Source organism: Ruegeria spongiae, assembly GCF_023502395.1.
In the GTDB taxonomy this organism is placed as follows: domain Bacteria; phylum Pseudomonadota; class Alphaproteobacteria; order Rhodobacterales; family Rhodobacteraceae; genus Ruegeria_C; species Ruegeria_C spongiae.
Window position 1 is genome coordinate 1 of sequence record NZ_JAMFMB010000045.1, and the last position, 21,109, is coordinate 21,109.

The window sequence follows — 21,109 nt, forward strand, 5'->3', positions numbered from 1 at the left end:
AGCGGCCTCGACGGCAACGCGGAACAGAAAGACGATCTATGAAAATCGCTGATATTGGCAATTCCGAACTGGATTTCAGGCAATCGGGGGAGGCACGCCTACAGGAAATTTGCCAAAGGTTTGGATTTGAAAACGCATCCTACGCCCATATCGACAAGCATCACAACGTGGTCCACGGCTGCACCACATTCCCCGCTGAATGGGTCAGGCATTACGTCGACAACGACCTGGTCATAGCCGATCCTCTCATTCGGTTTGGAGCCAACATGATCGCACCAATCGACTGGGCAGTATTTGATGAACAGCGTGAACACGCGCCGCTATTCGACGCCGCCAGAAAGTTCGGCGTGGGACAGAACGGTCTTTCAATTCCAGTGATCAACCCTTTTGGCGAGCGCGGCGTGTTTACCGTCACGTCCAATGCGCCGCGTCCTGAATGGGACGCCTTGGTCGTGAGAATACTCCCTGCTCTTCGCCATGAAGCGCAGGTCCTGCATCTGCTTGCCCTCGATGTCATTGAAACCGTATTCAACTTTCCCTCGGATTCCCTCTCTGGTGAAGAGTTGGATGTGTTGAAAATGCTCGCGTCGGGTTTGATACCGTCTGTCATTGCCAGGCAATTGGGGCACGCTTCGCGAACCGTTGATGCGCTGACTGCTTCGATCACCACCAAGCTTAAAAGCCGGACGATCGAACAGGCGGTTGCGCGGGCAGTCAGTACCGGTTTTCTTAAGTGGAGTGATTTCTTTGCCGACCCGGTAGCCGAACTGGTCAATATGGAAAGTCAGCGGCTTTGCGGTGGGATCGTCCGTTGGGGTGGTAGATCGCACGAGTTGATCAACTTTGAAGACGGCAGACTGGTTCGGAACGTTGATAGCTTTCAATCGGTCCAGATCACGGACCTCGCGATAGAGTTTAACTTGAGTGCAAACGAGGTGGTCGAGGAACTTGGGTGTAACCGTGATCAAAGATTGTGGATCAGGTATCTCTGAAATCGGCTAAAACGCACTGCTTAGTCTTTGAAAAAAGCCCGCAGGTGCATGTTTCACATAGTTTCGCCTATGCGCCGTTGGCGATTTTTGCGGCACTCTGCAAGAGACTGATCGTTCGCTGGGTTTTGTCGCAAACTTCGCCCCTACCTGTCAGTTGGAGTACATCTCTGGTAGAACGGATCAGGCGCCAGACCTATCCCACCCGCGACGACGCCAGACAGGACGTGTTCGGCTACATCGAGATATTCTACAACCCAAAACACAAGCACACAAACAACGGCATGCTGTCGCCCGTTGACTTCGAAGAAAGACAGCTCAAACTCAAAAAGGCGGGTGTCAAATAAACTAGGGGCACCTCAGGTCTTTCATGAACATGCAAGTCAAATTTCTTCATCTGGCTTGAGCTTGACATAGCCTTCGTGTTGTCGTTTTCTCGTAGAGATGGTTCTCAACGACTTGTCGATGAGACTAAATGGGAACACGGTGAGGCGAGGCTAGAAGAGGCCAAATCCGTGACTGCCCCCGCAACTGTGAGCGGTGAGTGACCCCGAAGAATGCCACTGAGTTCTCGATTGACGAGGCTTGGGAAGGCGCGGGGAAGCCGAGACCCGTAAGTCAGGAGACCTGCCATCAAATATGTTTCAAACTAGAGCGGGGTGCTCTGGAAAGCAGTTTGTTGGCATAGAAACCGTGCTTTTCATTCATTAGCTTTCTAGTCTGCGCCCGTATCGCAGCGGGGCAACGATGGCGCATGAATTCAACATAAACATCCTTCACAGCATGATTAGACCGCGTGGTTGCTCGGGCACAAAAGGCTCTGCCCGTCACTGGCTCTTTCCGAAAATTGGTGCAAAGTGAGCCACGCATTTGTTTGTATACATGATCTCAGCTATCGCACACCCGGTGGAGTAGAATTACTAGTGGGCGCAGACTTTGCATTGGATCGGGGTGCGATTCTTGCAATAGCCGGGCCCAACGGCGCGGGAAAGTCGACTCTAATGCGCCTTTTGGCAGGTACGGTGGCTCCGACTTCCGGTTCAATCACTTTAGATGGTCAGCAACTTTCGGAGATCAAGCTTGATGAGCGAGCGCGCCAAATTGCATTTGTTAGTCAGAACGAGGTTCCTGACGGGCGCTTGCAGGTCCGCGACTATGTAGAACTCGGCCAGATGCCAATCTGGCATGAATACTCACGTGATGATCATAAGAACGCACTCGATCAAGTTCTGAAGTTGGCTCAGCTGGAAGATAAAGCAGATTTTCCAATTGCGTGCTTATCGGGTGGTGAACGTCAGCGCGCTCATATCGCTCGAGCACTTGCGCAACGTCCGCGCCTTTTGCTGCTTGATGAGCCGACAAATCACCTGGATCCGGAGGCGAAAGGTCGAATACTTTCGCTGATTTCCACACTCGGCGTCACGATCATAATGATCCTGCATGATCTTGTGCTTATTCCTGAGTTTGCCAGTCATGTAGCGCTTATGAAGAATGGGAGAGTAAGCCAATTTGGCTTGACCGATGATGTTCTGACGTCCCAGGCGGTGCGCTCGACTTTCGGTGTGGACTACCTGTTGCTCCCCCACGGCTCGAGATGTGTTCCGGTTCTCGACATTCGAAAAACCCCAGTACCTTTAGGAAGGAATCAAGATAAGTGATGAAGCACCTAAAGAGCGTTGCAACGATATCTATTTTGCTGACTGCAGATCCGGTAACGGCGGAAATTACAGTTGACAATTGTGGGAGCGAACTCACCTTCGAAGAAAGCCCTGAGCGGCTCATAGTTCACGATATGAACATGACTGAAATGGCCTTCGCTCTCGGATTGCAAGACAAGATCGTGGGCCTAACTGGCATTACCGGATGGTATAAGACTAGCCCCACGTTCGATGAACAGCGGGGGGATATTCCCGAATTGGCCTCCAAATATCCTACAGTTGAAAATTTAGTGGCCGCCTCACCAGATTTGTTTTTTGCGGGCTGGTACTACGGCATGAGACCTGGTGGTGAAGTAACGCCGGACACATTGGAACCCTTCGGCATTAGAACCCTCATTCTAACGGAAAGCTGTATCCATATTAACAAGGACCGTCCTCAAGCGAGCATGGACTTGCTTTTCGGTGACGTGGAGCGTCTTGGCCAGATTATGGGCGTAGAAGACCGCGCTAAGGGATTGGTCACGAACTGGAAGGAGCGGTTGGCGGCCGTCGAAGCTAGGACAAACGACGCCTTGGCACCGCGTGTCTTCTTACTAGATGGTCCGGCCGATTCACCCTTCACAGCTGGGAAATTTGCCATTCCTGACGCGATGATCGCGGCGGCGGGCGGAACAAACGTCACTCACGAGATGGACACGAGTTGGGGCAGATCGGCTTGGGAAACCATAGCGGCCGCGAATCCGGAGTTTCTAATCCTGCTCGACTATCAAACGGGCAATGGTGCTGAGGATACTTTCAAATTTCTGCAAGAGCATCCTGTGATGTCAGGCACCGATGCGGTATTAAACAAACGCTGGATCGGCTTAAGATACGAAGAACTGACGCCTGGGCCTGCCAATATTGAAGCGATTGAGAAAATCGCAAAGGCCTTGCATCCGGATCTATTCTGAGTTGCTCGGGTTTGGTGTGAAGTTGTCTTTTGGGGCGATCATATTGATCGCCCTCATCTTACTGTCAGTACTCTATGGTACAACCAACATCCCTCTGAACGAAGTTGCCACCGCACTGGCAAGAGGATTTGGTTGGAGCAAGGCGGAGCTCGCGCCCGCCCATCGTATCATTTTTGAGTTGCGATTCCCACGCGCCCTATTTGCAGCGATCATCGGGGCGGGTCTTGGTGTCGTTGGTGTCGTCCTGCAAACCACAACACGAAACGACTTAGCAGATCCATTTCTGTTTGGATTATCGTCTGGAGCAGCGGCAGGTACCGTTTTCGTGATTACGGTCACTGGAGATGTGTTAGGAACATGGACTCTACCACTCGCCGCATTTATTGGCGGCATCATCGCTTCGGCAATTGTTTTGGCTTTGGTGCATAGCCTTGGGAGTAGCGCGCCTGAAAAACTCATCCTCGCTGGCCTTGCCGTATCTTTCCTGTTTGGCGCGCTCACAAATTATCTGATCTTTGCTGGCGACAATCGGGCAGCTCATTCGGTCGTTTTTTGGATGCTTGGCGGCTTGGGCCTTTCGCGCTGGGCTTCCTTGCCCATAGTATTTGCGGGACTTTTCCTGATAGCCTCGTTTGCGTTCTATCGCCGTCGCTGGTTGGACGCTCTTTTGGCAGGCGATGCCGCGGCAACCAGTCTTGGGGTGCCAGTAACGCGTCTCAGAATGCTGATGTTTCTCATCGCTGCGTTGTCTACCGCTACATTCGTGTCTGTCGCCGGCGTGATCGGTTTCGTCGGCCTTATGGTTCCTCACTTGGCTCGTGGCCTTGTTGGCACCTTACATACAAGACTTCTCCCTACCGCCGCAATTGTTGGAGCGTGCTTACTAACAAGCTCAGACATTGTTGCTCGTCTCGTACTGGCTCCGCAAGAAATTCCGGTTGGGATCGTTACCACGTCAATTGGAGCGGGATTTGTTTTTGTTTTGCTGATTGGGTCTGATCGACGAAGACGTGTGCCTTAGCTACGATGCAATTCTGTTGACGTGCTCCCATCAGGGCCTGCGTGAATAAGCTAGCTCTGTTCAGGTTTGGTCTTCCTTTCAAATGCAAAGTCTGCGCACTGTACTGTACTGTGCTGTCAGTGAGACTTCGCGACTCGTGGAAACCGGGGAGCACGGGGACCAATGTCGCTGATCTTCAGATTGGGATAATTGCCTAAGACTTCGCGCTTCAAGCCGCGCCAGCGCGCTTGGCTACTCTTGGCCAATTTTCAAGGATAGACTCGCCCGCTCCACGAGCTCTGACGGCCGAAAGTCGCTCTCCCTCGAACGCTGAAACGATCGACCCTTTCATTAGAAAATGCCAAACCTCGGCAAATTCTTTGGGACGCTCCAAACCTGCGTCCTGGGCTAGGCCACGCAAGAAATGGCGAATCGTCGCTAAATGTCGTGCGGCGGCTCTATGAACTGGAGAATTGACCTCACTCTCAAGGAGGACATTGACAAACGCACATCCCTCAAAATCCCGTCGCCGGAACCATGTGTCAAATACATCAAAGACCGCCAATAGCCGACCGTCAGGGTCGTCGGTGGCCTCCCTAACACCTGCCTCCAGCCATCCGCGTGTCCACAGATCTTCGCGCATTTCGAGGAAGGCGAGAACCAAGTCTTCTTTCGATTTGAAATGTTTGTAGAGACTCGCCTTAGCCGCACCAGACTCAGCAAGAATCGTATCTATGCCCACCTGGCTGACACCACGGCTCGAAAAGAGCCGGTATGCTGTGTGCATTATCCGGTCTCTAACCTTAGAGCTTTTGGTATCCACCGCCGTGAGCATTAGTTCCTCCTATTCAGCCGCAATATAAGCACAATTTGCCTTAGCCTCAAGGGCCAAGTGACTACCTTGGATCGAAATTGCGAACCGACCGTTCCGTACGCGTTTCTTTGATTTCAATCTTATCTAGTTGATTATATGTATTAAAAAGATTGATTGCAAAATATAACAGACAGGTTAGTCTACATTGAAATAATGGCGACGCGGATTCGGAGGGGCCTGCGCTTGCTTAAAATACCAAGGGAGGAAATGGCGCGTGGTTGAAGTGAAACCTGTGCAAATCGGGAAGTATACAGTTGGAGGTCCTCTGGGTTCTCACACGGGTCTGGCTGTTGGAAGCATCTTTTATGATAATCATTCGATTGTGGAAGACGCCTTTGCAGGAGTTTTTAACGAAGAGAAGGCGGCTGCTCTGATCGACCGCGTCAACGGTTTGGCTGTGCGGTACGGCATCCAGATGGCATTTGATGTCATCGGTGCGGACCCGGATGCTTTTTGCAAGTTCATCGATTTCACATCAGATCGGACGGATTTGCCTTTGCTGCTGAATGCGACGGAGGCCGAAGTGCGCGTTGCGGGCCTCGAATTCGCTGCAAAGAAAGGAATTCTAGGGCAAAGCATTTTTGCGTCACTGAATGAAGATACGGAAGACGAGGAGATCGAAGCTTTGGGCAATCACAAGCCCGCAAGCATTATGATCCTTGCCAATGACGTTACTGAACCGAATCCGCAAGGTTCGGTAGATTTGATCAAGAATTACTTTCATCCAATTCTCAAAGAGATTGGCTGCGAGTCCCCGATCGTGGACCTGGGCGTTATGGATGCCCCATCTGTTGGGATCGCAATGCGCGGCATCACGGCGGTGCGCGAGGAATTCGGTTATCCAGCGGGTTGCGCCTTTTCCAACTGTTTCTCGCAGTGGACCGGCCTCTCTTCGCTCGGTCGCGAGCATGTGAATTTGTCGCTAGCGGCGTCAATGATCTGCTGTCGGATGGCTGGTGGCGATTTCCTGCATTATGGGATTATTGAAAAGTCCAGGATGATGGCACACGCTCTGGGCTCTGCCGAAGTCTTCCTCGGCTTCGCTGCAAAAGAGCTGGATGAGTATAATCTCCCGGAAGGCCATGCTCTTCTGAAAATGTTCAAACTGGCGGAGACAGCATGAGTTTTTCGACTCATAGTCTCTCCCAGATAATGCGGGAGCGAGTGCCGATTGACATCGGGACTACTTCGCTCACCGCATTCAGAAGAACTGCTCTGCCGGCTCACAATTCTTCAGTTGTAGCGCACCCAATCTATGAAACTCTTCCTATCTCCTCGAGTGAAGCAGCTGAAGCGGGCTCAGACCTCCAAAGAGTTGGTCTGGTTTGGCCTAGAGACATCCAGCGGCCAGAGGAATTCATGGACTCCTACGGTGTGTTGTGGATGGAGACCGATGGAAACTTTGCGCCATATGACCATCCGCTTGAACACGCGGGCTGGGAAAAACTGAGCCGCCACCCCCGACCGGATCTGCCAAGTCAGATTCAATTTCCGGATCCGAAGTCCACAGCGACGACAATTCTTGATCCACCCTGTTATGGCTTGTTGGATACATGCTTCATGCTGCGAAATGGTTGGCAGTTCATGCTGGATCTTACCGAAAATTACCGAGTTGCGAATGCCTTACTCGACTGGGCTCTCGAAACCATAACGGAAGCTTATTTCACGGCATTGGATGCGCTTCCCAAGCAGCCTGATATAATCGTGTATGGAGACGACTTGGGTTTCGAGTCTGGTATGTACCTGTCCGATTTGGATTTCAGGACGTTCATTTTTCCGCGCCTTCAGACATTTTTTGGGCGGCTTCGCAAAAAGTGCGGATCATTGATCTGCTTTCATTCGTGCGGAGCCGTTTCATCAATTGTCGATGACATCCAGGAATTGGGTGTCGATATGCTAAATTTAGATTTCTATGCGAAGAACGTCTTACTTCCCGACGTCCGCAAGAAGTTGTCCCGAGAAACGATCTTGCACACGCCTGTGAATGCTGCAGCGATTGGCGGTGCGGTCATGTCAAACAACAAGGCATCTTTGGCGCTTCTAACGACAGACATTGCCACCTCGATGCCGTGCATCGGCGGCCCGGTCGATAATATTTCTACGCCCGAGGATGCAGCAGATGCCATGCGTGGCGTGGCCTTTATTCGCGCTTTTTCGAACGATGATCTGCGGCAGATTCGCGATCTCGGCCCGGTTAAGTCCATAATTGAGCAAGCAACGAAGGCTGCGTTCAATTTGGATTTACCTTCTATTTCAGGCGACGCAATTAGTTTCGGAGATCTCATGGCCTCCGGACGCACCGGGTTGTTCCCAGCTTCGTCGCTACCAGATGGAAAAACTTTAAACTGAAGCTCATATAGGGAGGTCTTCAATGAGCAAGCAAATGACCAGCCGCGAAAGAATTTTCGCCGCAGTAACAATGAGTGAAACGCCCGATCAACTACCTGTGGTACCGCTTCTGATGACCCGTGGTATCCGCGAAGGCGGTGTGCGCGTCGATGAGGTGCTGCTTGATGGTGAAGCACAAGCCCACGCGAAGAAGAAGTCGCTCGATAAGTTCGGTGGCGACGTAATTATCGCAGGCACGGACCTCTTTACTCCGGTCGAATGCGTGCCGGGTTGTGAACTCGACTACCTTCCCTACGCCCAACCATCACTGGTGACACATCCGACCCCATCGAAGGACGCGTTTTATCGCTTCAAAGAAAAGTATGAGAAGGAAGGGTTCCAACCCTCAAAACGTGTGCTAGCGATTCAGGATGAAATCCGAACCTATGTGAAAATGGGACTCAAAGACACCCATGCCATCCCGACTCCTGTCGGGGGCCCTATTACAACAGCGCAGCTGATGACTGGCTCGTCCGAATTCCTTCAGCTTCTTTCGGACGATCCTGAGTACGCTCACGAGGTCACTGAATTAGCGCTGGACGTGGTCAAGAACGTCTGCCGCATGATGTTCGAAGCTGGCGTGGATGTGTGTAACATTCTCGACCCGTTCAATTCATCGGACATTCTGCCGCCGGAGGTCTATCGCAAGCATGGGCTTCCTTACCAGAAGCGACTCTTTGAGTACATCAACGAGATTGGTGGCATTGGCTTCACGCATACCTGCACATTCACACAACCCATCTGGCGCGATATCGCCAGCAACGGCTGCCTGAACTTCAACGGTGATATGTATCCGGGAATGGACAAAACCAAGCAAGCCATCGGCGGTCAGATCTCCCTGATGGGCACGCTGTCGCCCTACTCTACCTTGATGCACGGCTCAACTGATGATGTGCGCAACGAGGTGAAAAAGATTGCTGCGGAGGTCGGCTATAACGGTGGCGCTATTGTCATGCCCGGTTGTGACATCGACTGGAACATCCCTGAAGAGAACATGCACGCGATGATCCAGCAATGCGCAGAGATCAAGTATCCGATGGATGTTGCAGCATTGGGTGACCTTTCGAACGTCTACCTTGCCGGCCATCCGAAGCACCCAGGCAAGCGTTCCTCCTCAGCGGCGGACGACCAGGCGATTGCCGAAATCAAGACGCATGTCGATGACCTCAGCCCGACTGAGGAAGTCAATCACTACCTGGTCGAAGCCATTATGGAATACGATGGTGACAAGGCGATCGAGTGGACCAAGAAGGGCCTCGATCGTGGCATGACGGCGCAAGAGATCGTGTTCGATGGTCTGTCGCTCGGCATGAAGATCGTTGGCGACATGTATGAACGGAACGAACGCTTTGTGACCGACATGCTGAAAGCCGCAAAGACGATGGACAAAGCTATGCCGATCTTGTCGCCAATTCTCGAGGCATCAGGCGGCGACGGTGGCCCGACTGGCACCGTTGTTGTAGGCTTGGTTCGAGGCAACACCCAGGATATCGGTAAAAACCTGGTCTGCCTGATGCTGAAGGCCAATGGTTTCAATGTCATTGATCTCGGCAAGAACGTCAAACCCGAGCAGTTCATCAAATGCGCCGAAGAAAATGATGCCGTTGCGATCGGCATGTCGGTGATGACCAACTCGTCCTCGGTTTATGTCGAGAAAACCAAGCAACTGCTTGAAGAACAGGGCAAGGGCGACAAGTACCTCCTAATGTTCGGTGGTGCAGCTGCCAATGTGGGCCTTGGTCGTCAAATGGGTATCGAGTACGGAATCGACGCCAACAAAGCGGTCGAACTGGTTAGAAATCACGTTGAATCGCGCGCCGCAGCCTGAATTAGAAAAGGTCGTGCCCCCTCTATCCGGGGCACGGCAACCATTCGGGAGGAGACACGTATGCCTGTTTACAATTTCAATTGTAAGGACTGCGGAAGCACACGCGAGGTCATGACAACTCATGCCCAAGCCGAAGAACTCGAACTCATGTGCTATAGCTGCGGAGGAGACATGACGCAGGCGCCCGTCATGACTCTGAACGTGATAGGGCCCGCTATCCGCGCGAAAAAAAACGAAAAGCAGCAAGAAGAACGGGCCTATTTTGCGAAGGCGTGTGGACACAACTACGCCTGTCGCTGTGGCGTGAAGCTCAAGAAAGAAAATCCGTTCAAACAAGAAATCAGAGCAGTCCACGGCTTCACCGACGAATTTTGAGAACTGTGGCGATGCCGAAAGGCTTCTACAAACCGATTGTTGTCACAAGTTTGAGCGGGACCATCGGCCCGCCAAAAAGCATTGCTCAACAAGGAGGGCGTATGGCTACCTATCCACTCAGAGTAGTTGAAAAGAGTATCGAAGCAGAAGATGCGGCGAGCCTATATTTCGATGTCCCACAGGACTTGAAGGGAGCGTTCAGCTATCGCCCTGGGCAGTTTCTTACCGTCGAGACTGAGAATGAAGGGGAAGCGATTGCAAGGCAATACTCGCTGTCTTCGACGCCAGGAACGCACCAGCGTTTGAGGATAACGGTCAAGAAAATCGAGGGTGGAGTCGTTTCGCCTTGGCTCGTAGATCGCGCTTCAGAAGGGGATCTGATCGAGGTTCAGATTCCTCGGGGGCGATTTTTCAAAGACATAAACGAGCCCACACATGTAGTCATGCTGGCGGCGGGTTCCGGTATCGCACCGATCCTATCCATTGGTCGCTGGCTTCTGGAAAATGATGCTGGCCACAAGGTGACGCTCGTTTACGGCAACAGAACACCGGATACGGTCATTCTGGCCGATGAGGTTGAGAACGTCGCAGAAAAATTCGCCGACCGTTGCGTAGTCCAACACATCATGAGCCGGGCAAACGGCAATTGGGATGGGGAACGCGGGCGCATCGACCGGGAATTCGTGACGAAGCATTTCCCGGAATGGGATGACCGTTCGGACGATCTACCGATGATCTTCTATATGTGCGGACCCGAAGGATTCATGGACGCGGCTGAAAGCGCATTGCAACAATTCGGCGTGCCGCTGAAGTCCATCCATCGTGAGAGCTTCGACATGATCCTCGAAGACGATGGCGACGAGCCTGGACTTGAGGTTCTTGGTGCCGATTCACCCGGAGAATTGGGCGCCACGACAAAAATTGTCGCGGTTGTCGGCGGGGAAGAATATGAGGCCGATTGGGCCGAGGGTGAAGACATTCTGGCAGCTTTGCTTCGTGTAGATGCGGATGTTCCTTTTTCCTGCCAGGAAGGAACTTGTTCCTCCTGCATATCAAAGTTGACAGAGGGGAATATTGCAGTTCGACCCGGCGTGCTGCAGACGCTTCGGCAGGAAGATCTCGACGAAGGGCTTACGTTGGCCTGCCTGTCGCAGCCGAAGTCCAAATCCATCCGCATAGATTTTGACGAGATATAGATATGAGCAAGCGACTTGTCCTTAGCAATCTAAGCGTCATCACCATGGCAGGTGAAAATCCCGACACGGAAGTTATCGAGAACGCCTTGATCGTGTCCGAAGATGGCGTCGTCGCCTTCGTCGGTCCAGAAGACGAGTTCGAAGGGGACAACTCCGGCGCGATCGATATGGAAGGTGCGTTATGTCTTCCGGGTCTAGTCGTATGCCACAATCCCTGCTTATGGGCTGGCGACGTACCCTCAGAACGCCCAATATCTTCAGAGGGCTATCGTCATCTGACTCGTCAGGTCACAGAAGCGACAAGCGCGGCGGATGAGTCGCATCTCATTGCGTTGCTCGCGGACAGGATTGGCAGCCTAGCCAGGTCGGGCGTGACATCTTGTGAGCTGAAATCGGGATATGGAGGCGACGCCGACACCGAACTGCGCCTTGTCTGTACTCTTGCAACGTTCGCAAAAACTTCGGCTATGCGCACACGCATCACACTTGCCCTTGGCCATTCTTTTACTGGAGATGGGGACCCGGACGAATTCCTAGAGCACATCGAACGTGTGATCGTTCCTGCAACATACGAAGATGACCTCACCGATGCTGTAGAAGTCTTTTGCGATGACGAAGCTGCGCTGGACCTTGATGTCTGCTCCACCATTCTCGAACTCTACTACAAGAAGAAGACACCTTCCCGGGTTGCCTGCGACCGGTTCGAAGACAGTGCAGGGGCAACGTTGCCGGCATCCTTTTACTCCCGATGCGCAATATTTTTGAACAAAACGGAAGATCTGGACCTCGAGATTCTTTGTAATGTCGGCACTGTGACAGTTGTTGTTCCCGATACAATGGACATGGATGAAGGTCAGACCGCGCCGGACATTAGCGCGATCCGTGAAGCAGGTGGCCGAATTGCCATTTCTCCCAACCTGGGGCCGGATGGCTCGGGCTCGGCGAGCATTCTCGACGCGATGAGAAAGTCCCGCAAACAGCTTGATCTCACCCTGGAAGAAACGATCGCCGCGGCAACGGTGAACGCTGCGCGCGCACTGGGTTTAAGTGATGAAGCGGGCATTATCGCTGCAGGTCGCCCTGCGGATTTTGCGTTGTTCAATGCGAAATCGCTCGAAGCCCTCATCGACGAACATGGATCCGCGTGTGTTGCCACGACGCTGTCCGGAAATTTGGCCAGATACTGAGGCAAGACACTAATGACCAACGTAACAGCGATTGAAAGCACCCCTAACGCGTTGGGGTTGATCTGCGGGGACATATCCATCGAATTATCGCCGGAGATGGTGGAGAAGTTCGAACCGGACCCCGAGAGCTTTCCGTTGGGCTCCAAAGTTTTTCTCACTCATATTACGGGCAAAGATACCCGGATCCAAGTCGCGACCGCGAAGCGTCTCAAGACAATGGGATACGTTCCGGTCGTGCATATGGGCGCCCGCAATTTCGAAACAGATGATGGATATGTGAAACTCGTCGAGGCCCACAGCAAAAACGGCATCACACATGGTCTTTTCCTGGGCGGAAACCCCCTGAAACACAAAGGTCCATTTCATGAGGCTCTGGACCTTCTGAACCATAGTGTCTTGCGAAACTCGAGTTTCTCATACGCTTTCATTGGTGGGTACCCCGAGGGCCACCCCGACATCAATGCCGAAGCATTGGACGATTCAAGGAAGCAAAAAATCGAACGGTGTCGTGCGACAGAGTTGAAGCCCGAGATCATTTCGCAGTTTGCATTTGACGGTCAGGCAATGGCGAATTGGGCGAACCGGCTTTCGGCCGAAAATCCCGATGTGCCAATTCGCCTAGGTCTTGCCGGCGTCACGTCCCTCCCGAAGTTGATCAAGTTTGCTTTCATGTGTGGCGTTGGTCCATCTATCGCTGTTTTGAAAAAGAATTCGGGTGGCCTGATGAAGGTCATGAGCGACCGCGACCCTGGTGACGTGATCGAACAGATCGAAAAAAAATACCACGGTGAAAGCCAGTTGAATCTACACTTCTTTCCATTTGGAGGTTGGAAAAAGACCTTGGATTGGGCTTCCAACCAAAGGGGAGATTGAGAGTTTGTCGGCTCGGGAAGATATGGCAAAACGCTTGCATGCTATGTTGGACCTCGAGTCCGACACTGTTATGGCGGATAGCCGTGATCTTCATGACCTTGTCGATCGAATCCAATCAGCAGCAGGTCCCGTTGCAAGCGTTTCAGTTCCTCTAAATCTCATCACAGAGGCTGCCGATGCGCTGTACCGCACGAGAACACTTGTCGCGACGTCTTTACACGGAGCGGACTGGTCGCAAATAGAAGGTGCTGTTTCAAATGGGATCGGTGAGATAGAAATCGATGGATCTTCAGATCTCGACGCAAAGGCGATTGTCGCGCTCGCTCAACGCCGCAACGTAAAATTCAGGGTCGATGGAAACGATGACATTCTAAAAGAAATAACTACTTGGTCGAAGGTTGGCGTCAGATTTGCTGTAATTGATCAAGAGAACCCGATTATTCCTGACATACTGAAGAAGATCTCCAACGATGGCCTGAAAATTGGATTGAAATTCCGAGGCTGTTCAAGTTTCGAGGATTGCTGCAACCTCTATGAGAGTGTTGCGGAGTTGATTTCTGAGGGTTGGATATGGCCAGGATCTGTTCGTTTCTCGGCGGGACCAAGTGTTCAGGACCAGATTGTAGAGCACTTACGTTCCACTGATTTGAGCAGGCCACAGGGGTGCGGTGTGCGTCCTAACCCCGTCTAGTACAGATAGCTAGGTTTGCAGTTATTCACTCAAAAACGGCACTTGCATACCCCATCGACGGAATCGGCGGATGACCTTCGTCGCTCGGGCGTAGCGAAATAGGTGCGATACTCAGCCACGAGTTCATCACAATCTGACTCACGCATTCGCTCAAATAGCCCTGTGACAGAATGCGCCCCTGCTGGTCGAGATCGGCTTCCGTGAGGGCAACCCACAACTGGGTCCATGAAGAATGTCGCCTGCGAGTCCGGCACAGTTGCGGTCGAATTCCGTTGCCTTGACTCACTCTGATACCCGGCGCAGCAGGTAGGTGTCCATGATCCACCCATGTTGCTTCCGCGCCTCTACACGCAAATTCACGATCCTGTTCGCCGCCTCGGCTAGGGGTCCCGTTTCCAGGATCTGTTCCGGCATACCTAGGAACGCGCCCCACCACACCCTGATACCAGATGGATCGAGATGCTGGAAACTACAATCGCCATCAAGCATCACAACGACCGTTTGCGCTTCTCGCGGCCATCCAAAGTCGCGCAACCTCCGACCAGTGGTCACAACAACGGAGCCATTCACTGTGTTGAACGGGATCGCGTGGGCCGCTGTGAGCGCCTGAAGGGCCGTGATCCCCGGAACCACGCGCAGGTCGGGCCGAGGCTCGAGCCAGTCAGCAATGCGCAAAGTGCTGTCGTAGAGGCCCGGATCGCCCCAGACAAGTAGGGCAACCGGCCCCACGGGCACCTCGGCAAGCGCTGACTTCCAACGCCGCGCAATCTCGTCATGCCAGCGCGACACACGTTCCTGATAGGGCAGGCTATCGTCACGGACGGGCATTTCGAACTCGATCACTTTCGCCGTTGCGCTTGCCTCTTCCAGAATGGCATGTCGCAAATGCGCCAAATCCTCCTTGCCCGCACCCTTCCGGGGCACCAGAACGGCTACCGCCTCGCGCAGCGCGGCGCGGCCTTCCCGTGTGACATGTCCAGGGTTGCCTGTTCCGATCCCGACCAACCAGAGTTCAGTCATTGCTCGACTCCTCGTTTGCCAGAGGGCCATAAAGTATCAGTGCGGGCTTGTCCCCGATCTCCGCTGAAAGCCTCTCGGAGAGTCCCGTAACAGTGTTGCGAAATAGGGTTTGTTCAGGGGTTGAGACGGATTCGGCGAGCACAGCGGGCGTATCGGGCGGAAGACCGTTGTCGATGAGCAAAGCAGCCAGTTTCGGAAACGTCCGCTTCCCCATAAAAACCACGGTGCATGCCCGCGGATCGGACAGAGCGGCGATGTCTAGATCGTCTGGCAAGCCGCCACTGACGTCATGGCCGGTGACGAATTGGACCCGCCTCGCCGTCATTCGGCGTGTAAGCGAAATGCCCGCGGCCGCGGCCGCAGCTACCGCTGAAGGAATGCCCGGAATTATTTCGTAGGCAACTCCCGCCTCGCGAAGCGCGATAATTTCCTCTTCGAGCCGACCGAACAACCCGCTATCGCCCGATTTGAGACGCACCACGCGCTGACCAGCTGCCGCATAATCCACGAGAAGTCGACTAACGTGATGCTGCCTCGGTGACATGCGTCCGGCACGCTTGCCGACCCCGACAAGATCGGCCTCCTCGCGAGCATAGTCCAGAATTGGCCCCGAGGAGAGATCGTCAAAGAGCACCGCATCGGCGCGGCGCAGTCTATCGACAGCCTTGAGCGTAAGGAGCTCCGGATCGCCGGGCCCTGAGCCGACGAAGCTGACAAAGCCGGTCATGCTGTCGCCTCCCTGGCAATCAGGTGAAAGAAGGTGCCGCTGACATGTCCGCGATAGGAGCCTGTCTCTGAAAGTGGAGCACCGTCGGCGTCAAAGACCCGGGCAAGTGGAGGGTCGGGTTGCTTCAGGATTGTCGAGTAGTGGAATTCATGCCTGCGCAACGCCACGCCTGGAGAATGTCCAGGCAACGGCGCATCCAATACCGCACGCCTGTAGCCAAGATGCAGCTTTCGCTTTTCATAGCTGGTGACGAGGCCCAACAGATCTGCCATTTGGTGCCGTGTGCCGCCTTTGTCCACCAGGGCCGCCCCGAGAGCCATATATCCGCCGCATTCGCCATGAACGGGGCGGGTTTCGGCGAAAGCCCGCAGGCCCGCGCGAAATGTCTCAGCCGCCGCGATCTTCTCGGCGTGAAGCTCAGGGCAGCCAAAAACCAAGCCCTGGAGCGTGGCCACCAACATTGAGGCTGTGAAACTCATGCCGTGCCCCCTGTACTGAACCGCAATATCCGTGTCATTCCGGCTTCGGCGAGCGCCCGCTCGGCATCGGCAGGAACATGACCCGGCTTGAAGATCAGCCCCCGCGCGGACCCTGTATGCGCCCGCAAATGGCCCAAGGCGCCAAGGTCACCCGCAAGCGCTGGCGTCGGGTCTGTCGCCGGTCCACGCAATGCGGTGCAGCGATTGGCCGAAGTCGCCGCGATCCGCGCCAGGGCGTCGAGCCCGACGCCGTCCGCAAGCTCTTCCGCAAGGTCCGCGATATCGGGGAAGTCGAGGTCGTTTGCGACCGTTCGCACCGGCGCGCCCCAGAAGCCGCCGACAACCTCACATCCCGGAAGAGGCGCCACTTCCGCCACAGCCTCTCCGCGGCGAGAGGCCCACAAAAGCCGGTCCGGCTGAGGAAACATCAGCGGATCGCTGGCCCGTTCGATATCGAGGCAGGCAGGTGCAAGCCCGCTCCTGTCGATTCCCGCGGCTTCGGCGAGAGCGAGAAGCGCAGCCGTGGACGCGCCCGCACCGCCACCGGGTGGCATCTCAGCACGCAGCCGAAATCGCCCCGGCACAGCCCCGATCCGTTCCAGAAAGCGCGCGGCGCGATCCGAAGTCAGCACCTCCGGGTCCTGATCAAGCACCAATGCGCCATCACCGAGCCGGTCCACGGTCACTGCTAGCACCGAACAGGAGACAGTCAGTAAGACCACTGGCCCTTCAGAACCGAGCCTACCCTGCATCCATTCGCCGAAATGTCCGGAAACGCATGCCATGGTTCGGTTCAATCAGCGGCCAGATCGACGGAGAGGATGGCAACACCCTTCCGGTAGTAGCACAAACTCGTCAACGAGTGTGACCGGGTATATACCGTCGATTCAAAGCGTTTTGAGTTCGAGGTCATAAGAGAGCCGCCAGGGTCATCCAGCCGACCACCTCGACAACCACCTGCGTCGCTCCGAGGACGTCGCCGGTCTGTCCGCCAAGGTTTTTTTTGCGATACATGCGCAACTCCAGCAGTGAGGGCCGCCATCGGCGGGAGCGTTGCGAGCAGCGCGGGGTTAAAAAGGCACAAGACGAGAGCGAGCAGCAACCCCGGCACGATCTGTTGCCAGCCCCGTCCGGCCGCCGATTGGCCCAGACCGTCGGGTCTCGCGGCTGGCAGGACCAGCAGAACCGAGAGCATCGACAGTCGGCTGGCAACTGCTATGAACAGAAAGCTCGTCAGCATTTTATCTGGGCCGAGTCCCGTAAGGGCACTGGCCTGCAAGCCGAGAGCAAGGATCAGGCCCAGAACGCCATAGCTCCCGATCCGGCTGTCGCGCATAATCTCCAGGCGGCGCTGATCGGTGCTCCCTCCCCAGATCCCATCAGCGAAATCCGCAAGCCCGTCATGGTGCAATCCGCCAGTGACCAGGACCATGGCAGCGATCGCGGCGAAGGACGCCGTGAGCGGTGGCAGGCCGATCCAGCCGCCCAGGGCAAACACCGCCCAGCCGATCAAGCCCACAGGTAGCCCGGCAAGCACAAAGGCCCAACGCGTGTCGTTCAGCGCAGGATTGGGCTCACCGGTTCGGCCAACAGGCAAGCGCGTCAGTAGCATCACGGCGACCCGGGCTTCGTCGGCTCGACGCCGCAGGTTCATCCGCCGGCAACTCCCGCTTCCGCGAAAGTGGCCATTCCGTTGTGACACGACAAAGCGCCCCGGAGGACCATCAGAGCAAGAGCCGCCCCGGAGCCTTCCCCGAGGGCCATGCCCAGGTCCAGGATCGGGGCCTTATCGAATGCCGCGCAAAGCGCCTTATGCCCAGGCTCGGCGCTCGCATGTCCGATCAGGCAGTGTTCGAGAAGCCGGGGGTCCGCGCCCAGGAGCGGCGCACAGGCCGCGGTACAGATATAGCCGTCCAGCACGACCGGAATACGCGCGCGCCTTGCCGCAATGACGGCACCACAAATCGCGGCCTGTTCTCGACCACCAAGCGCCGCGAGCTTCTCCATCGGAGAAAGCGAAGCGTGGCGCTTAACCCCTTCTGCCACGACCCGGGCTTTCAGCGACTGTCCGTCCGAGTCAGACCCGGTCCCGCGACCCACCCAATCCTTTGCATCGCCACCAAGAATGCCATGGGCCAGCGCGGCGGCGACGGTCGAGTTTCCGATGCCCATCTCGCCCAAAATCAAGATGTCCGCGCTTGTGCTGACAGCCGCAGCACCAAGGTTGATTGCATCGACGCATTCCTTTTCCGACATGGCTGCGCCAGTTGAGAAATCTCCGGTCGGGCGATCGAGTTCCAACGGCACAACGGACAAGTTTGCTCCTGACAGTTGGCAGAGTTGGTTGATCGCAGCGCCGCCTGCCTCAAAATTGGCGACCATTTGAACCGTCACTTCCTGCGGAAAAGGGTTCACACCTCGATCACACACTCCATGATTTCCCGCAAAGACAAGAGCTTGTGCTTCCCGAATTTCAGGTTGAGCGGTGCCACGCCACCCGGCGAGGAATTCGGCCAGCTCCTCAAGCTTTCCCAATGATCCTGGCGGCTTGGTCAATTGGGCCTGCCGCGCTCGCGCAGCATCGGCAAACTGTTGATCGAACTCAGGCAAGGACGGAGCCAAGTCGGAAATATCCGAAAGGTGAGAGAATATTGTGGTTTCCGGCATAGCTATTTTACCTCGATTGGATATCCCGCGACGTATAGGTAGAACTTGTCGCAGACCGTCGCTATTCGTTGATTCATAAGCCCGGCAGCATCCCGGAAAGTTCGCGCAAGTGCACTTTCAGGCACTATTCCGGCCCCTACTTCATTGGTTACAAAAACCACTGGGCTTGATTGTCGGGGAATCGTCTCGGCGAGGCGGTCGACAGCAGTCTCCCAATCCTGATCTGCCAGAATCATGTTGCTGAGCCACAGCGCCAAACAGTCAACGAGTCTGGGTGAGTCACCATCCGTCTCGCCGAGAGCCTCACCCAATTTGATAGGTGCAGCAACGGTTTGCCAGAGATCTCCCCGCCTGGCCTTGTGGCGCGCAATTCGAGCCTCCATTTCAGGGTCTAGTGCCTGAGCCGTTGCAATGTAGAAAGCTGGTTGCGCGAATGCGAGCGTCAGTCGTTCAGCGAGTTCGCTCTTTCCGGACCTCGCCCCGCCTGTAATAAAAAACGACTGGCTCATGAGTACACATCAACCTTTCTGTTCTTTAGCCCTATCACGGCGCAACTTCGACCACAGAACCAATTTCACTACCTGAAACTTCGTCAGTCGAACATGTCCCCTTCGTCGTAGTTGATTTCTTGCATCCAAACTGAGAAGCCGCGTTCTTTCTGATCTCAGATAGCTGTTGGGTGGTAAGGCTCTCGCAAACACCCTTGAAATATTTTGCGTGGCGCATTGCTCCGTCTACATTGAGTTCGAGAGCAACAAAGAAGCGAATGAGCGCCAAACGGGTATGGCCGCACTTCACGCTATGTTCGAGGAGCCTTAGCGCAGCTTCGCCATCGCCCAACCTAGATGCTCTCTTTAGCTCACGAATATCGTTGCGGTTCAAAAACTTCGCTTTGTCGTGACTGGTTTTGACTGACTCCAAGAATTATCCTCCAAAGCACTGGCAAGAAACAACACCAGAGTCTCTAAAGGATATTTCACCCTCAAAGCGTAGGCTACGCAGCCCTGTCGCAAGAGCTGGCGCGGGATAGTCCTCAAGTAGCAAACGTAGGCTCGCGGCGATACCCGTGCACTTTGAGAGCTTGTAGCTCATCGGCGTGAGAGCCAGCAAATTCGTCTTCAGTTGTTGACGAGTTGGCGGGAGTCTTGAGATCGCGAACGCAGACCTGTCTGTCTGTGGTGGCGATATTTCGCACATCGTACTGAAGCCTCCTTCACAACTCATGATCCCGTGACATCATACCAGAGAGAGATTTTCTTGGCATACCTACTTTTGCTGATCTTTGAGTACTCTATTCACTATTCAAAAATAAGACAAGTCTGTCTGTATTGTATTGGTTTAGAGACAGGTGGCTTCCGCCCCATATTCGAACCACTGATATGGGCCATCTCTAATTGGGTTGAAAAACTGGTGGAAACTTCGATCCCGTCCAGTGTAGCCGCCGCTGAAGCAAAGGCCTTGAACCCTAACATCGGCCGAGTTCGTCTCTTGATGAAGCGATGGTCCTGTTCCACGATGTTATTCAGATACTTCCGCCTGACCATCTCGATTGGGATCGGGCATCCAAAGCCTTTCAGCATCTTGTTTATGGCGTTGATGCCAGCCGTGTTAGCTCCGCTTTTGTCGATGACAATCTTCCTCGGAAGCCCGTTGACCTCCAGCATCCTGGCGAAGAACTTTGTCGCAGCCAGTTTGTTTCGTCGCGGGGAAAGCATGAAATTAAGCGTCTTGCCGTGCCTGTCGACGGCTCGATAGAGATAGACCCAGTTGCCTTTCACCTTGATGTAAGTCTTGTCCATTCTCCAAGAACGGTCGCACGGTCCCTTTCGCCTGCGCGCAACATCGGCAATTGCACTAGCGTATTTTGTCACCCAACGGTTCAGCGTCGTGTGGTCTACAGAAACGCCGCGCTCGGACATGATTTCTTCAAGGTCACGGTACGACACGCCGTATCGAAGGTAGAAGAACACAGCAAAGAGGATCACATCCTTGGGATATTGTGCGCCTTTAAAGGAGATCATGAGCTGGCTTTCGGCTGAATTACACCGGCCGCTATTCACTCTCTGCGTTCTTGAGCGTCAATGACAAAAAGTTTGCAACAGATCCTGAAAAATTCGATTACATAGAGCCCTTCCGTCTGTTCAGCGCTCATAATTATGCGCTTTTGATCGTCACTCTTCGTTCATAAATTTTCTTCGATTAAACGC

At 54.3% G+C, this 21,109-nt stretch carries 20 protein-coding genes, 3 pseudogenes and 1 riboswitch; of the genes and pseudogenes, 13 read left to right on the forward strand and 10 right to left on the reverse strand.

Annotation, left to right across the window (positions count from 1 at the left end):
- Window positions 1–38 precede the first annotated feature (38 nt).
- The 5 genes and pseudogenes from M3P21_RS20780 to M3P21_RS20800 all read left to right on the forward strand — a co-directional run bounded on the left by M3P21_RS20780 (window position 39) and on the right by M3P21_RS20800 (window position 4,618).
- Window positions 39–992 carry a LuxR family transcriptional regulator gene (locus tag M3P21_RS20780; RefSeq protein ID WP_249713246.1) on the forward strand — a complete coding sequence of 318 codons (954 nt, stop codon included), beginning with the start codon at window positions 39–41 and terminating at the stop codon, window positions 990–992.
- A 173-nt stretch (window positions 993–1,165) separates the two neighbouring features.
- A pseudogene (locus tag M3P21_RS20785) lies at window positions 1,166–1,336 on the forward strand (IS3 family transposase); the annotation flags it as partial.
- 82 nt (window positions 1,337–1,418) lie between these two features.
- Window positions 1,419–1,638: riboswitch (cobalamin riboswitch) on the forward strand.
- Between the two features lie 208 nt (window positions 1,639–1,846).
- Window positions 1,847–2,647, forward strand: a complete 801-nt coding sequence (locus tag M3P21_RS20790; RefSeq protein ID WP_373320101.1) for an ABC transporter ATP-binding protein — start codon at window positions 1,847–1,849, stop codon at window positions 2,645–2,647.
- On the forward strand, window positions 2,647–3,597 hold the full coding sequence (locus M3P21_RS20795) for an ABC transporter substrate-binding protein (RefSeq protein WP_249713249.1): 951 nt from the start codon (window positions 2,647–2,649) through the stop codon (window positions 3,595–3,597). Before M3P21_RS20790 ends, M3P21_RS20795 begins: the two co-directional genes overlap by 1 nt.
- Window positions 3,548–4,618, forward strand: coding sequence for a FecCD family ABC transporter permease (locus M3P21_RS20800; RefSeq protein WP_249713251.1), 1,071 nt, complete (start codon window positions 3,548–3,550; stop codon window positions 4,616–4,618). Before M3P21_RS20795 ends, M3P21_RS20800 begins: the two co-directional genes overlap by 50 nt.
- Window positions 4,619–4,826: 208 nt before the next feature.
- Here the strand turns inward: M3P21_RS20800 and M3P21_RS20805 are convergent, their stop codons facing one another.
- Window positions 4,827–5,432: a TetR/AcrR family transcriptional regulator gene (locus M3P21_RS20805; RefSeq protein WP_249713252.1), complete on the reverse strand. Its 606-nt coding sequence runs from the start codon at window positions 5,430–5,432 to the stop codon at window positions 4,827–4,829.
- Between the two features lie 253 nt (window positions 5,433–5,685).
- Between M3P21_RS20805 and M3P21_RS20810 the strand changes: the two genes are divergently transcribed.
- From M3P21_RS20810 to M3P21_RS20845, 8 genes are all read left to right on the forward strand, one after another.
- Window positions 5,686–6,594 (forward strand): tetrahydromethanopterin S-methyltransferase subunit H family protein, encoded by a 909-nt coding sequence (locus M3P21_RS20810; protein WP_249713254.1) that lies wholly within the window; start codon window positions 5,686–5,688, stop codon window positions 6,592–6,594.
- Between the two features lie 236 nt (window positions 6,595–6,830).
- The gene (locus tag M3P21_RS20815; RefSeq protein ID WP_249713256.1) at window positions 6,831–7,820 is read left to right on the forward strand and encodes a uroporphyrinogen decarboxylase family protein; all 990 of its coding nucleotides are present in this window, start codon (window positions 6,831–6,833) and stop codon (window positions 7,818–7,820) included.
- A 22-nt stretch (window positions 7,821–7,842) separates the two neighbouring features.
- Window positions 7,843–9,687, forward strand: coding sequence for an MtaA/CmuA family methyltransferase (locus M3P21_RS20820; protein ID WP_249713258.1), 1,845 nt, complete (start codon window positions 7,843–7,845; stop codon window positions 9,685–9,687).
- 171 nt (window positions 9,688–9,858) lie between these two features.
- Window positions 9,859–10,062 carry a hypothetical protein gene (locus M3P21_RS20825; protein ID WP_249713260.1) on the forward strand — a complete coding sequence of 68 codons (204 nt, stop codon included), beginning with the start codon at window positions 9,859–9,861 and terminating at the stop codon, window positions 10,060–10,062.
- 101 nt (window positions 10,063–10,163) lie between these two features.
- Entirely contained in the window at window positions 10,164–11,258 is a 1,095-nt protein-coding gene (locus M3P21_RS20830) for a ferredoxin--NADP reductase (RefSeq protein WP_249713262.1), read from the forward strand.
- 2 nt (window positions 11,259–11,260) lie between these two features.
- Window positions 11,261–12,445, forward strand: a complete 1,185-nt coding sequence (locus M3P21_RS20835; RefSeq protein WP_249713264.1) for an amidohydrolase family protein — start codon at window positions 11,261–11,263, stop codon at window positions 12,443–12,445.
- A 12-nt stretch (window positions 12,446–12,457) separates the two neighbouring features.
- Window positions 12,458–13,318 carry a methylenetetrahydrofolate reductase gene (locus M3P21_RS20840; RefSeq protein ID WP_249713265.1) on the forward strand — a complete coding sequence of 287 codons (861 nt, stop codon included), beginning with the start codon at window positions 12,458–12,460 and terminating at the stop codon, window positions 13,316–13,318.
- Window positions 13,319–13,340: 22 nt separating this feature from the next.
- On the forward strand, window positions 13,341–14,009 hold the full coding sequence (locus M3P21_RS20845) for a hypothetical protein (RefSeq protein ID WP_249713267.1): 669 nt from the start codon (window positions 13,341–13,343) through the stop codon (window positions 14,007–14,009).
- A gap of 282 nt (window positions 14,010–14,291) precedes the next feature.
- On the opposite strand, the gene cobF is transcribed toward M3P21_RS20845, so the two are convergent.
- The 9 genes and pseudogenes from cobF to M3P21_RS20890 all read right to left on the reverse strand — a co-directional run.
- Entirely contained in the window at window positions 14,292–15,029 is a 738-nt protein-coding gene (gene cobF / locus M3P21_RS20850) for a precorrin-6A synthase (deacetylating) (protein WP_249713270.1), read from the reverse strand.
- Entirely contained in the window at window positions 15,022–15,756 is a 735-nt protein-coding gene (gene cobA / locus M3P21_RS20855; protein WP_249713272.1) for a uroporphyrinogen-III C-methyltransferase, read from the reverse strand. Before cobA ends, cobF begins: the two co-directional genes overlap by 8 nt.
- Window positions 15,753–16,187 (reverse strand): annotated as a pseudogene (locus M3P21_RS20860) (cobyrinate a,c-diamide synthase); the annotation flags it as partial. The pseudogene M3P21_RS20860 and the gene cobA, both read right to left, overlap by 4 nt.
- A 44-nt stretch (window positions 16,188–16,231) precedes the next feature.
- Window positions 16,232–16,915, reverse strand: coding sequence for a hypothetical protein (locus M3P21_RS20865; RefSeq protein WP_249713274.1), 684 nt, complete (start codon window positions 16,913–16,915; stop codon window positions 16,232–16,234).
- A gap of 113 nt (window positions 16,916–17,028) precedes the next feature.
- Window positions 17,029–17,889: an adenosylcobinamide-GDP ribazoletransferase gene (locus M3P21_RS20870; protein WP_249713275.1), complete on the reverse strand. Its 861-nt coding sequence runs from the start codon at window positions 17,887–17,889 to the stop codon at window positions 17,029–17,031.
- Window positions 17,886–18,902 (reverse strand): nicotinate-nucleotide--dimethylbenzimidazole phosphoribosyltransferase, encoded by a 1,017-nt coding sequence (gene cobT, locus M3P21_RS20875; protein WP_249713277.1) that lies wholly within the window; start codon window positions 18,900–18,902, stop codon window positions 17,886–17,888. Before cobT ends, M3P21_RS20870 begins: the two co-directional genes overlap by 4 nt.
- Window positions 18,903–18,904: 2 nt before the next feature.
- Window positions 18,905–19,411 carry a bifunctional adenosylcobinamide kinase/adenosylcobinamide-phosphate guanylyltransferase gene (gene cobU, locus M3P21_RS20880; protein WP_249713279.1) on the reverse strand — a complete coding sequence of 169 codons (507 nt, stop codon included), beginning with the start codon at window positions 19,409–19,411 and terminating at the stop codon, window positions 18,905–18,907.
- 34 nt (window positions 19,412–19,445) lie between these two features.
- Window positions 19,446–19,823 (reverse strand): hypothetical protein, encoded by a 378-nt coding sequence (locus tag M3P21_RS20885; protein WP_249713281.1) that lies wholly within the window; start codon window positions 19,821–19,823, stop codon window positions 19,446–19,448.
- Window positions 19,824–20,317: 494 nt separating this feature from the next.
- A pseudogene (locus tag M3P21_RS20890) lies at window positions 20,318–20,923 on the reverse strand (IS6 family transposase); the annotation flags it as partial.
- Between the last annotated feature and the right edge of the window lie 186 nt (window positions 20,924–21,109).